This window comes from Candidatus Harpocratesius sp. (genome assembly GCF_054039255.1).
This window is the reverse complement of the sequence record NZ_JBPLBG010000006.1, coordinates 45591-59046: the sequence shown is the minus strand read 5'-3', so window position 1 is coordinate 59046 and position 13456 is coordinate 45591. Positions and strand designations below refer to the sequence as shown.

The window sequence follows — 13456 nt, the reverse complement described above, 5'->3', positions numbered from 1 at the left end:
TATTCGATTATCTTGCTAAAATACCGAGATTAAATGCCATTTAATTATTTTTTCACTATATTTTAATGATATCTTAACATATTTAAGAGAAATTGTGTGGACGTCACAAAATCATAGTGAAAAATTGTCATTTTTGTGCGATAAATCATCCGTCATTAAGGGGTAGTGAACTTTCCTGATTATATATTATCAATAAATGCCACACTTCACCAATTCATCAATTTTACATATTCTTATCAGATTAATAATCTGCTTCTCTATCAAAATTCTATAAATACCACGAATTAAAGGAGTCTTGCTTCGAAACAAGGGTATATAGTTAAATAAGTTGTTAATTAATTCAATTATAAATTTATATCATGGATACAGCCCCCTTTCCAGTAGTTGAGCCTACTAACGGTGGCATGATTTATGAAGTTATAGATATAGAGGCAGATTTTTCCATTAATTAGGAGTTAAGAGAGAAAAATAATTTAGTTGCTAAATTTCAATTTATGGCAATAAAGATAAAAAATAATCGAGAATAACTCAGTCAGGGGTCATTTACTCCGTAGAAGCAGAAAAATTAAAAATCAAAGATTTTCCCAAATTTCATTTCTGCATAGTCCAAGAAATAATGAGGATTAAGTGGTTCTCCTGAAAGTTTCTCGATAAACGGTAAAGGATCATACATATTTCCCACTTGGTGAACATTTTTTATTAACCACTGCTTGATGGTTCCAAATTTTCCTTGACTTAACTGTTCTTCCCAATCTGGAATTTGATGCTCCATTATATGTAGCATTTGGCTATTGTACAAGTTACCCAATGCATAATCAGGAAAATAGCCAAATAACCCGGCGTACCAATGAGTATCTTGCAGAACTCCTTCAGCATCAGATTGTATCTCTTGTTGTAAGTATTTCTCCATTTTTTCATTCCATACTTGAGGAAGTTCATCAACTGTAATTTTATCAGAAAACAAATCGCGCTCGATTTCAAATCGTAGAATTATATGTAAACTGTAGGTTACCTCATCAGCATAAATTCGTATTTTTGTTGGTTGAATTGAATTTAAAGCGCGAATAAATTGCGTTGTATTAAAAGCAGCAAATGGAGGGATAATTTTTTGAAGTTTAGGGAAAATATATTCCAAGAAAACAGGATTTTTACCGACTATATTTTCCACAAATCTGCTTTGAGATTCATGAATACCCATCGACATATGCTGTCCACGCAGAGTGAATTTTGCATCACGTGGGAGATTCATATCGTACATACCGTGACCTGCTTCATGCATAAGCGATGTAAATGAAGCCATGGGCTGTCCAGTTAAATAATGAGTTGTAATCCGCACATCATCAAGCATTCCAGTAGTAAAAGGATGTTCAGTTTCATCTACACGTATTCGATTCCGATCCAATTGTAAGAAATCAAGAATTAAATCGTTAACCTGCATTAATTGAGCTTTAGTAGCAGGAGCATCCAAAAGAGAAGGATTTGGAACATCATAACAATCTTCAATGGCTCCACGATATTTTTTAATTAATTTAATGGTTCCATCACGAACAGGGTTAAAGAACGCAGTAATTTGATCTGCAGAAACATTTGGTTCATATTCATCTGCAAGCACATCCCAAGCAGCACGGGAAGGATCAATAAATTCTGCTTTCTTTTGTAATAAATTCACCATTTCATGCAGATCCTTCTTTATCATTGAAAAATCGCCTTTTTGCTTAGCGGTAACCCATATATGCTCCATTGTACTCGATTTTTTGGATATTTCTCCAACTAAATCCGTGGGTACTTTTGTTTCGCGAAGATAATCGCGCTCAAATAATTCTAATTCACGCATTTGAGCTGTTGTCAAATTTGGAATGGATTTACTCGCTTTTAGCAAATCTCCCATTTTGGGATTTGTAAATTTATCATGAATTAATTTTTGTAGTATAGATATTGCTGTTCCACGTTGCGTAATGCCTTGTTTTGGCATATAAGTACGCATATCCCATGCAAGAATTGAGGTTGCATATCCAAGATGTAAAATATCTGAAATACGCGCTTCTAATTCTTTAAAACTGCTGAAATCAGTCATATAAAATAGAGTATATGGATCATTAAATAAATTTTTACTATTCTTTTTTGATAATGACTTTACAATTATTGATGCCCAATAATTATTAATAATCAGATAGGTACTCACCAAATAATATTAATAATTGAATATTTTTTTTGAATATTCAATTTGAATGAAATTCCTATATTCAGCTAAGTAGTGTAAAAAATGGAAAATTCAGAACAATATCTTCCTTATCAACAATCGAAAATAAAATTACAAAATGCTCCTATTCAATTAGATCCCCATTATTCTTTAACTACAGCAGTATCTGATTTAAAGCGAGGAATTGCATATTATAAAAACAAAAGATGGAAGCTTGCATTTAAGCCTATTCAACATGCACTATTTAAATTTCAATCTGAAAATCAAGCTAAATTGATTTTAGAATGTGAATATTTACTTGGGAATATTTACATGCAGATGAATAGCTATAGTGAAGCATATATTCATTTTCAAAAAGTTGAATTATTATCTAGTCAGTTAAATAACCCTCATTATTGGCAACAAGCGATCATTAATATGGGATTTCTCCAGTATAAACTTAAAAACTTTTCAAATGCAGTAAAGTATTTTAAAAGATTAACACCTGAAAGCTCTCAATATATTAACTCAATCCATTTGATTATTTTTACAGGTCGTTCATTCCTTCACCTAAAGAAATATAAAGAGGGAATAAATTTATTAATTCAAGCAACTAAAGCAATTAATCATTCAAATCAGAGCATAGGACAAAACGATGTGAATTTTCAGAAAGAACGAAGTTATCTTACTCAACTAGCTCAGATTTATACTGAAATTGGGAATGGATTTTTCTCATCTACACTCCAAGAAATCAAAAAACAAGGATTTGAGATATTTTATAGAGAACAATTTATTCACAAGATTAATCAGTCAATTGAATATTATCTTAAATCTGTTGAAATATGGGAAAAATTGGAAGAAAAAACCAATCAAGTTGAGATATTCTGGATAATTGCTAATATTTATGGGTTTCTCTGTGAATCAACTTTACAAATACATTATTTACAAAAAGCCATAGAAATTACTGAAGAAATACATGATTTTCCAAAAATGATATCTCTTATTCGATATTTAGCGCATTACTATGAATCTTTAGATTGTTTTCAAGAAATAATTTCCCTTCTTTTTCATACACTTGAATTATTCAGCCAGTACGTATATATAGATCAAGATGTGATTGCAGAATTTCAATATTCGCTTGGAAATGCCCTATTTCATTTAAAAGAATATGATTTAGCGTTAAAACAATTATTTTCTGCGCTAAATACATACCAAAGAAAAGAAATTACTATCCAAGAAGAATTAAATACTCTTTCACTTATCGTCCAAATATATACTCAATTTCAAGATAAGGATAACCAAGATTATTATCAGAAAAAATTTGAAGAAGCAAAATTAAATTTAAAATCGCTTAAGCTAATATCAATAAAATCAACAGGACCTTTAAAGGATTTTTGGATTTTTACCCAGACAGGGATTGAACTCTTTTCTTTCCATCCAGATGTAGATTTAAAGCCTTCACTGTTTGGAGGATTTGTAAGTGCTCTCCAGTCTATATCACAAGAAATTGCAGAAGATTCATTAAATTCATTTGTAATTGGTAATGACCGCTATACTATATATGTAGATCCTCGAGAAAATCTTTACATTTTAGGACGGTCATTACAATCAACTCCTGAAAAGCAAATTCAACATATTTTAAAAATCATAAATCAAAAATTTTATGAAACATATGAAGCTTATATTGAGAATTTTAGCGGAAATGTATCTATATTTTCAAATTTCTCTCAAATTCTTGCAAATATCGATTTTTATTATGATGATATAAATCTTTAATAATAATAATACGAGTGAATCAAATGTCCGAACAACCTAGAATTTCTCTTAATAAAAAATCAAGACTTTCAAGGAAGTATAAGGATGATTCAAGTTCTGGGAATTTTCTCAGATATAATGCATTTTTTGACAGATTAAACAAGCTTGAACAAGGATTTCAGCAGTTAAATCAAGAACAGCTTATAAAAGAACTTGATTATTTACTCCGCGATTGTATTAATAATGAAGAATATCTCGCTGCTTTGATGAATTGCAAGGCTTTAATTTCACTGCAATCGCAATTCAAAAATTCTAAATTGGATAATAAATACTCTAATTTATTAAAACAACTTCAAAGAATCCAACAAATTATAAATAAACAAAAATGGGCAGAAATCAAAAAAGTAAATCAGATTATTTTAGAATTAGAAAATAAAATTAATGTTGATGAAGATATTGCACCATACTTGGCTACAATTCCTTTGGAAGAACTAGAGATAGATGATTTTCAACTAGAAAATATTCTCAATGATTTAGATAAACTCTTAGAAACTCATAGAGTTACGCAAAGCAGAGAAATTTCACGCTCAGGAGTTATTCAACTTCAATCAGGTAAAAGTTATCCACAACATAATCAAGCAAATATTATTCTGAATAAAATCACTGACAAAGATTCTTATGATTCAATGAAAGTAGAGTATACAGCAGAATTTTCACTTAATTTTAAAGCAACACATGATGATCCTATTGAAAATGCTTTTATTCAAGACATTATTCCATATAATTTTGAAGTTTTAGAAGTGGAAATTAGTGGAGAATCAAAAAAATCTTCTTCCAATCGATTTTCTAAAGCATTTTTAAAGATAGTAACCAACATTGCTCCAAAAATAGTTTCAAAAATAAAAGCTAAAATATCTCATAAAAAAGTGCTACGTCAACAAGGACTTGAGCTAACGTTTCATCTAAAAGATATTCCCCCAAATACATCAATAAATTTTAAATATTTTCTTCGTCCTCGAATTTCTAGAACCATTTTAGTCCCAACTAGTTCTGATCTGAAAGTTATCCATACACATTCTAATTTACAAGAAGAAAATCCAATTCAAGGGACATATCACACCTTTCTTGAATTTAAAAATGAATTTTCTCAAGAATTAGATAATGTCCTTATGGAAGATATCATCCCTGAATTTTATTCTTACGAAGTTCAAGAAAAAAAAAAAGGAAATTTCTTATCCAAAAAGGAGCTTTCCCCATTTTTAGTTAAATGGCGTTTATATGATATGGGTTTGAAATATGTTAGCGAACATGAGTATAAATTGACAGAATATGAAACAATAGAACGACAAAGACGAGAAGCAGAAAAAATTTTGGCAATTTCTCCTGATAAAATTCCAAGAAAAGAGCGAGAAGAATTACTCTACCTTCAACAAGCTGCAAAACGATTTTTAAACCAAATTCATTAAAAATTGTCACGATTTTTCTATATAATAATTTTAAAAAAAAATATAGAAACTAATCTACACAAAGATTAACGAATTTTAGATTTCCAATATTGAGGATCGAATCCATTTGAGATAAAATCTTGATTTTGAGTACGGAAAATAACGAATGGAGATCCCATCCGAGTTCTAAGTTTATAATGATTTTGAATCCAATTTTTAATTCTCTGTTTTTCTTCAAGATCTAACTTATCTAAATATAGCCATTTAAATTTTACACCATGATTACGAAGCCAGTCTAAACCCTTTCTACAATGAGCACAAGTAGTTAAACTAAAATAGAAAATTTCAGTCTTATGATCAATATTTTTTGTTGGTTGTTCTAAAGTCCATGGTAATTCAGGTATAATATCATTAGTAATTTTATATTCCATGCTAGATCTAATAATTAAAGAATCAAAAAAAGAATTTATCCTTTTATTTCATAAATCGGAGTTTTAAACAAATCCCATAAAGCACGCTGTTCGTAATTGACTTTTTTAATCGCTTGTTTAATATTTGGATATTTTTTCATAATTGTACTTAATTCATTTACAACACTTCGACCTTCAGAGAGTAGGTGAATCAAGCCAGTACATAAATCTTCAGGAACATCAAAGTACATTGCTTCATTTAAAATTAGTTTTTGATAGAGTTCAAAGGTTTGTTTTCGGAATTTAATGAAAATTCGATCTACTGCTTTAGAAAAGGCTGAAAACTTATTAGGATTGAAGACACCATTATTGAATGTTGATGCAATTTCATCATCAAACTCTGTTTCAAATGAAATAGATAATTCTACCGCTAAATCCTCTAATATTGGTTCAATTAGGTAATTTATTTTCATATTTGTATTTGAAAGCAATGCAATAATGATTTTTTTACCTTTATGAAAACGAACTTCAACATTCTCTGCTCGAATAAGATTCAATCCTTTTTTCCATCCCATTTTTTCAACGAATAAATTTATTGCGCTAAACAATCCAGATACTAAGTTTTGATTAATTATTTCATGATCTGGTTTGCCATAGAATTCAAAATGATATAAGCACAACCCTGAAGGAGAAAAAATATAAATCTCAGGAATTTCAATTGAATCAGGAAGAATAAGAGGAATTGTTTTTTCAATAGATGTTTTAGAAGCAATTTTAGGTTTTTCATTAAGAGTGTCTTGTGAGATATGGGATTCAAAGGTATCATTAACATTATTCATTGGAAATAGAGAGCGAATATATAAGAGATATTTTAAATAGTCTTGAAATTCAGAAAAATTAAGACAAAAATCTGCTTGTTTTAATTGGAATTTTGGTTCTTCTCCTTCCTCTTCAATGGTGATTATTTCTATAGGAGATAATTTTTCATCCCGAATTTTCCAATGTGTAATTTTTTTTTTCTCTAATTCCAAATCAATCCCTCAATTTTTGATGTTCTGTTTATAGTAACTAAATTTAGTAAGATTTCATAGTTGAAATTTTGCTAATAATATTGTCAATATCATTCATCGTTAATTTTTTTTAGGAATATAAAGTAATTTTACAATTATTAAATAAATATTGAATCAACCATTGAATCAAATTCCTTTACGTTAATTAACTGAGATGTTATTTGAAAATCATTTTCTAAGTAATTCATTAATTTTTCATCTTGTTTAAGGGTATCAACAAATTTATTGATCTTTTTAACTGCAAAATATGATTCTCCACGAAATACATAACAAATAAGGAATTGTTTTACCTGATGAACAATTATTGTATATTCTTGATGCCTAATGCGTTCAATAGAGCCTTGAATTTTGAAAACTTCCTTCATGAATGAGTTAATTGCTGTAATAAATCCACTAATTAATTGCTCGTTTGAAGGCTCATTTTGATTAAAAAAACTCTTAGAATAAATATTTAATCCTCCTTTATCAATTAGCATCAGAAGAACTGGGACTTCTTCATTAGGTTTAGGTAGATCTCTCTTCTGTATTACAAAATTTAAAAGTTGGTCAATTTGTGAAAAATTAATTCTGTCTTTAAAAGAAATTTCGCCTTGCATTAATTTACTTAAATCTTTTAAAAATTTTAACATTGAGTCATATTCTTGAGAGACTTTAATATTTAAAAGATTCAGACCTCGTTCTTCAGCTAAATTTTGTGCTAGATTTAGTAAATCGCGCGCTTTTTTGTGATTTAATTCTAATAAGGATATTTTTGCTTCAAGAAGATATATTTCTCCCAATAAAACATAAGAATTTTGACTTTTTGCGATATTATACAGTTTTCCAATTAGAGTTTTAATTTCTTTTAATATTTCCTCCTTTCCTGTTGATTTTAACTCAAGAATTAGTAGTTCACATAAATTTAACATAGCAGAGACTGTTAATTCATGTTCAACAATTTCTTCTTCAGCTATTTGTTGAAGAATTTCTTGAGCTTTTGCTTTATTTACTAACCTTTCACTCTTTTTTAAAATAAATGCCTCTGATAGTCGATATTGCTGATTGATAATCTTATTTTTCTTTTTTTGATCTAGATTTCTTAATTTTTCTAAGTATTTTTGGATTTCTTCATCTGATTTTTTATCGATTTCTAAATACAATTTTATCAAATTAAAGATGGTTTCTGCAATTAACGGGTAAAAATCGATTTGTTCACCCAAAGTAAGGCTATCGAAAAAATATTTTTCTGCATCATCATATTGGCCTTTAGCTTGAAGAATTAAGGCTATGTTATGTAATGTTACTGCCATACCAATTTTATCTTCATATTTTTGAGAGAGATCTAAACTTTTTTGATAATATTCTAAAGCAAGAGTCAAATCTCCTTTTGTTCTATAACATTCTCCGATATTATTAAATGATGAAGAGACTTTTGATTCAAACCCCTTTTCTATACATAATTCTACATTTTTTTTATAATAATCTAGCGCATAATCTAATTCTCCAGAATAACCCCATGTTACCCCAATATTATTTAAATTTAAGGAAACTAAAGAGTAATCATTAAATTCTTCGCTTATTTTAAGGCTTTTTAAAAAACATTTGCGAGCTTTTTCTAATTCACCTTGTTGTAAAAGAAAATCTCCTTTTAGATTTGCAATCTTACCTTTTAATTGGGTAAGGTCTTTTTCTTCGTGATATTTAATTGAATTAAGAATTTCTTCTGCAATTTCTATAGTATTAAGTCCTTGAGTATTTTTTCTCAACTTATTTAATATTGTTGCTTTCAATATCAAAGCTTGAACATATAGAAAAGAATCTTTTGAAATTTTTTCTTTTTTAAGTTCATTTTCAACAATTATTAAAGCGTCAGAATAATTCTGGGTTTTTTCAAGAATTCTTGCTTTTAACAATTCTCCTTGTATATTTATTACTGGATTTTTGAATTCCTTGTAGTATTTTTCTTTAATTTTTATTAATTTTGCCTCCGCCTCATTAACTCTATCATGTTGAATTAATTTTTCAATATTTTTTAGTTGATCTTCTAATTCAAAAATATCTTTTTTAGAACTAAATCTAACCATTTTCATTAAGAAAGAAAAGAGATTTTTGGTCATCAGTTTCACTGCATTAAAGGTTAAAGTATAGAGATAATTTATTCGATATCACAATTGAATAATTAATAAAATTGTTCTTTAATAATTTTAGTGAGTAGCTATTTCGTTTTTTTTATAGATATAATTACTTTAATGATATGGATAAAAAAGCGATAAAGAAGATCATTCTTGCAGGAGATGGTGGAGTTGGAAAATCGAGCTTTTTAGCTACAAAAACAACAGGGAAATTCAGTTATAGTTCGAAAATTACAGTAGGAGTTGATTTTTCGTGTGTATTAGTTGAAAATGATCAATATCCTGTTTCATTTTTAATTTATGATTTAGGGGGTCAGCAAAGATTTCATTTCTTGCATGATGCATATTTGAAAGGAACCAAAGGGGGAATTATTATGTATGATATTACCCGTCCAAAGACTTTTGAGAATATTTCGCATTGGGTAGAGCTTTTAATGAGTGAAAATGAAGAAATCCCTCTTATTCTAGCTGGATCAAAAATAGATCTCGCACAACTTGAAGATCTTATATATTATCAAAAGCTATGGAAAAAAATGGAATATACATTCCCACATTATTCCAATATAGTGGCTCATTTGTTTATTTCATCAAAACAGAATATTGGAATTGATGAAGTATTTTCAACTCTAAAAAAGTATTATCTCTCTACCCGAAATTGTGTTATAAATTGAAATTTATCTTGAAATCACAAGTTATCATCATAGATTATTAAGTACATATTGAAAAAGAAAAGATAATATAAAAAAAAAGATAGAATTAAAAAGAATTGAGAAAAATTGAAAGAAATCAATAATTACAAAGATTTTTTAATAATTTCTTCAATTAATTCATCGCTTGCTAAAAATGGCAAAGTAATATGTCCTTTCCCTTGATTGCGTTCATTCCATTCCTTTGCTGTTTGTATTGCATGCGGATTACGTGCCCATGCGCGACGCGCTATTCCTGAATGAACATCCCAATCTAGCGCCATATCAATAATTGTATCAACACGAGAACTTCCATCTAGCACTAAACCGAATCCTCCATTTATTACTTTTCCAGTACCCACTCCTCCTCCGTTTGATAAAACACACATGGTCATTCCTCGCGCAATGTTTCCTGCCCAAGAATGATGCGCCATTTCTGACATAACATTACTCCCATCTTTTATATTGGATGTCTCACGGAATGGACTATCAGTTCCAGAAACATCATGGTGATCACGACCAAGCATAACTGGGCCGATTTTACCTTCTCGAACTAATTGATTAAATGCTTTCGCAATTTTTACTCTGCCTGGACCATCTGCATATAATATTCTCGCTTGTGTTCCAACAACTAGTTTATTTTTCTCTGCATCGCGAATCCATACATAGTTATCTCGATCTTGAGCCCGACGGTTAGGATCAATACATTTCATCGCTGTTTGATCTGTTAAAATTAAATCGCTGTGTTTTCCACTAAGGCAAACCCAACGAAATGGACCATATCCATAATCAAAACAAATAGGTCCCATTATATCTTCTACATAGGATGGAAATATAAAACCATTACGAGCATCCTCATTTTTTGCAATATTTTTTGCTCCAGCATCAAAAACAGCTTTCAAAAATGAATTACCATAATCCCAAAATTTAGTTCCCCTATTACTCATAACTTGAATTAATTCAAACTGCTTCTTTAAAGATTTATCCACTAGTTGCTTAAACTTTGCACGATCAGATTTTAGCAAATCTCTACCTTCATCAAAAGTGATTCCTGCTGGAGTGTATCCACCTTCATATACTGCATGACAGCTGGTCTGATCTGAAGCTAATTCAACCTTAATATCATGATCCACAACATACTGCCACAAATCTACAATATTACCATGATATGCAATTGATAAATGTTCTTTTTTAGTTCGGTATTCTTCAACCCATTGGAATATTTCCTCTAAATTGCTTGAGACTCGTGAGACCCATCCCTGCTCATATCGGGTATCAATGCGAGATTTATCAACTTCAGCAGTAATGCTGATCGCTCCTGCAATATCAGCAGCTTTTGGTTGTGCTCCACTCATCCCCCCCAATCCTGAGCTAATGTATAATACACCTGTCAGATCTTCATCAGATTTTTTACCAAGATACAATCTTCCTGCATTTAATAAGGTAATATAGGTTCCATGTACAATTCCTTGAGGTCCAATATACATCCAACCACCTGCAGTCATTTGTCCATAATTTGCTACACCTAATGCTTGAGCACGATGAAAATCCTCTGGGTTGTCATACATTCCAATCATTAATCCATTTGAGAAAATTACTCTAGGTGCGTTTCTTTTAGTTGGAAATAAACCAAGAGGATGGCCAGACATAACCACAAGTGTTTGGTCTTCTTTCATTATTTCCAAATATTTCTTAATTAGTCTGTATTGCATCCAATTTTGACAAACTTGGCCAGATTCTCCATATGTAACCAATTCATAAGGATAAAGTGCAATATCAAAATCTAAATTGTTATCAATCATAACTTGAATTGCTCTTGCTTCTAAAATTCCTTTATATTCATCAATAGGTTTACCTTTTATGGATCCATGAGGGCGATATCTGTATCCATAAATTCTTCCCCGCGTTTTTAATTCTTTTAAAAACTCAGGCGCTAATTTTTCGTGTAAATTCTCTGGAATGTAACGAAGTGCATTTTTTAAAGCAATTTTCGTTTCTTCTTTATTTAGATTATATCCTCGATTAGGAGCTCTTCGATATTGAGGATCAAATTCAGGATCTGGCGGTAATTCTGATGATAATTGAACATTAATAATCTCATTTGACATGATTCTCGTTTAGAAAAGAAGTTATATCTCCATAAAAAGTTTGGGCTCGATGAAACAAATATTCCCCTTTTGAACCCATTTAAATAAATTTTAATTTAGGGGAAAGTATTAAAATAAACGGAGTTGGTAAAGCTGCAAATTTTTCAATATGGAATCGATCAAATGGATATCACAAAAGCTTTGAAAATTTGTTCAGGTAAAATAAGAGGTGTTTTGAGTGATGAAGCAAAACTTAAAATAACTCGATGCTATGATGCTGTTCAAAAAATGGCAAAAGGAAATAAACCTATATATTCTATAAATACAGGTTTCGGTTCTTTATGCACCACAAAAATTTCAAAAGAAGATGCAGGAACATTACAAGAAAACTTACTAAAATCTCATAGTGTTGGAGTAGGAAAACCAATCGATACAGATATTGCCAAATTAATGATGATTCTAAAGGTTCATGCATTGTCTCAAGGATATAGTGGAGTATCCCTCAACTTAATTGAGCGAATCATGTGGCATATTGATATGAATTATATCTCAAAGGTTCCTGAACAAGGATCTGTGGGGGCATCGGGAGATTTATGTCCATTGGCCCACTTATTCCTCCCATTAATAGGATTGGGTGAAATCACAAAAGATGGCGGTGAGTCCTACATCCCTGCTGGGGATGTACTTCAAGATCATGGGATGAAACCTTTATCTTTAGGTGCAAAAGAAGGATTGGGTTTAATAAATGGTACTCAATTTATTGCAGCACATGCCATAAAAGTTGTTGAACGGCTGGAAAACTGTGTCAATCATGCTGATCTTATTGGAGCGTTAAGTTTGGAAGGATACCTTGGTTCTATCGCACCATTTGATTCACGTTTACACGAAGTTAGGCCTCATCCAGGGGCTCAGATAGTGGCGCGGCATCTTCGTGAATTACTTACAGGTTCTGGATTTGTGGAATCTCACAAAGAATGTAGTCGCGTGCAAGATCCCTACTCTTTTAGATGTATGCCGCAAATTCATGGTGCTTGCCATGATGCATTACAACACCTTAAAGAAGTGGTAATTCGTGAAATTAATTCCGTAACAGATAATCCAAATGTATTTACGGATGGAGATGAGCCAATTGCTATTTCTGGTGGTGGATTTCATGGAGAACCTTTAGCTTTACCCCTAGATTATGCTGGATTAGCTGCATCAGAATTAGGCAATATCTCAGATCGGCGTGTTTACCTTCTTTTAGGAGAAACTGGAGAATATGGAATCCCTCTTTATTTAATAAAGGGATCTGGGTTGAATTCTGGTTTTATGATTGCTCAGTATTGTACGGCAGCCCTTGCAAGTGAGAATAAGACAATGTGTTTTCCAGCTAGTGCTGATTCAATTCCTACCAGTAATGGAGTGGAAGATTTAGTTTCTATGGGCTCAATTGCGGCTCGTAAAACTTTGCAAATTATTAATAATTTAGAACAAATTCTTGGAATTGAATTAGTGAGTGCCTGCCAAGCCATTGATTTACGACGTCCTCTAAAAAGTACTGAAAAAGTGGAAAATTGTTATAATTATGTTCGGAAGTTTATTCCATTTATTGAAAATGATGAAATTCTTTCTCACCATTTACAGAAAGGTGCAGAAATCGTTCGATCGAAAAAACTTTTGGAAATTGCTCAATTTAATTAACTTAATTCCCTTTTTTTTTCTATGATATAA

9 protein-coding genes are annotated in these 13456 nt (G+C 30.7%); 4 read left to right on the top strand and 5 right to left on the bottom strand.

All coding sequences use genetic code 11. From position 1 onward, the window contains the following. Nucleotides 1–565: 565 nt before the first annotated feature. Nucleotides 566–2074: a carboxypeptidase M32 gene (locus ACXLDF_RS00735; RefSeq protein ID WP_457556569.1), complete on the bottom strand. Its 1509-nt coding sequence runs from the start codon at nt 2072–2074 to the stop codon at nt 566–568. Nucleotides 2075–2263: 189 nt separating this feature from the next. Here ACXLDF_RS00735 and ACXLDF_RS00730 point away from each other — a divergent pair, with 189 nt between their 5' ends. Beyond that, complete coding sequence (locus ACXLDF_RS00730; RefSeq protein WP_457556568.1) at nt 2264–3955, top strand: tetratricopeptide repeat protein; 1692 nt, start codon at nt 2264–2266, stop codon at nt 3953–3955. A 23-nt stretch (nt 3956–3978) separates the two neighbouring features. Then, on the top strand, nt 3979–5400 hold the full coding sequence (locus ACXLDF_RS00725; RefSeq protein ID WP_457556567.1) for a hypothetical protein: 1422 nt from the start codon (nt 3979–3981) through the stop codon (nt 5398–5400). Between the two features lie 65 nt (nt 5401–5465). Here ACXLDF_RS00725 and ACXLDF_RS00720 read toward each other — a convergent pair whose 3' ends face one another. The 3 genes from ACXLDF_RS00720 to ACXLDF_RS00710 all read right to left on the bottom strand — a co-directional run bounded on the left by ACXLDF_RS00720 (nt 5466) and on the right by ACXLDF_RS00710 (nt 8955). Beyond that, nucleotides 5466–5810, bottom strand: a complete 345-nt coding sequence (locus ACXLDF_RS00720; protein WP_457556566.1) for a glutaredoxin domain-containing protein — start codon at nt 5808–5810, stop codon at nt 5466–5468. 35 nt (nt 5811–5845) lie between these two features. Continuing rightward, entirely contained in the window at nt 5846–6820 is a 975-nt protein-coding gene (locus ACXLDF_RS00715; protein WP_457556565.1) for a hypothetical protein, read from the bottom strand. A 137-nt stretch (nt 6821–6957) separates the two neighbouring features. Then, complete coding sequence (locus ACXLDF_RS00710) at nt 6958–8955, bottom strand: tetratricopeptide repeat protein (RefSeq protein ID WP_457556564.1); 1998 nt, start codon at nt 8953–8955, stop codon at nt 6958–6960. A 137-nt stretch (nt 8956–9092) separates the two neighbouring features. Between ACXLDF_RS00710 and ACXLDF_RS00705 the strand changes: the two genes are divergently transcribed. Further along, nucleotides 9093–9641, top strand: a complete 549-nt coding sequence (locus ACXLDF_RS00705) for a Rab family GTPase (protein ID WP_457556563.1) — start codon at nt 9093–9095, stop codon at nt 9639–9641. Between the two features lie 122 nt (nt 9642–9763). On the opposite strand, the gene hutU is transcribed toward ACXLDF_RS00705, so the two are convergent. After that, the gene (gene hutU, locus ACXLDF_RS00700; protein WP_457556562.1) at nt 9764–11764 is read right to left on the bottom strand and encodes a urocanate hydratase; all 2001 of its coding nucleotides are present in this window, start codon (nt 11762–11764) and stop codon (nt 9764–9766) included. A gap of 123 nt (nt 11765–11887) precedes the next feature. Between hutU and hutH the strand changes: the two genes are divergently transcribed. After that, nucleotides 11888–13426, top strand: coding sequence for a histidine ammonia-lyase (gene hutH, locus ACXLDF_RS00695; protein WP_457556561.1), 1539 nt, complete (start codon nt 11888–11890; stop codon nt 13424–13426). Nucleotides 13427–13456: the final 30 nt, after the last annotated feature.

Coding starts and splice junctions, on each gene's coding strand:
- ACXLDF_RS00735 (WP_457556569.1), bottom strand. CDS start 2,074: ATGACTGATTTCAGCAGTTTTAAAGAATTAGAAGCGCGTATTTCAGAT.
- ACXLDF_RS00730 (WP_457556568.1), top strand. CDS start 2,264: ATGGAAAATTCAGAACAATATCTTCCTTATCAACAATCGAAAATAAAA.
- ACXLDF_RS00725 (WP_457556567.1), top strand. CDS start 3,979: ATGTCCGAACAACCTAGAATTTCTCTTAATAAAAAATCAAGACTTTCA.
- ACXLDF_RS00720 (WP_457556566.1), bottom strand. CDS start 5,810: ATGGAATATAAAATTACTAATGATATTATACCTGAATTACCATGGACT.
- ACXLDF_RS00710 (WP_457556564.1), bottom strand. CDS start 8,955: ATGACCAAAAATCTCTTTTCTTTCTTAATGAAAATGGTTAGATTTAGT.
- ACXLDF_RS00705 (WP_457556563.1), top strand. CDS start 9,093: ATGGATAAAAAAGCGATAAAGAAGATCATTCTTGCAGGAGATGGTGGA.
- hutU (WP_457556562.1), bottom strand. CDS start 11,764: ATGTCAAATGAGATTATTAATGTTCAATTATCATCAGAATTACCGCCA.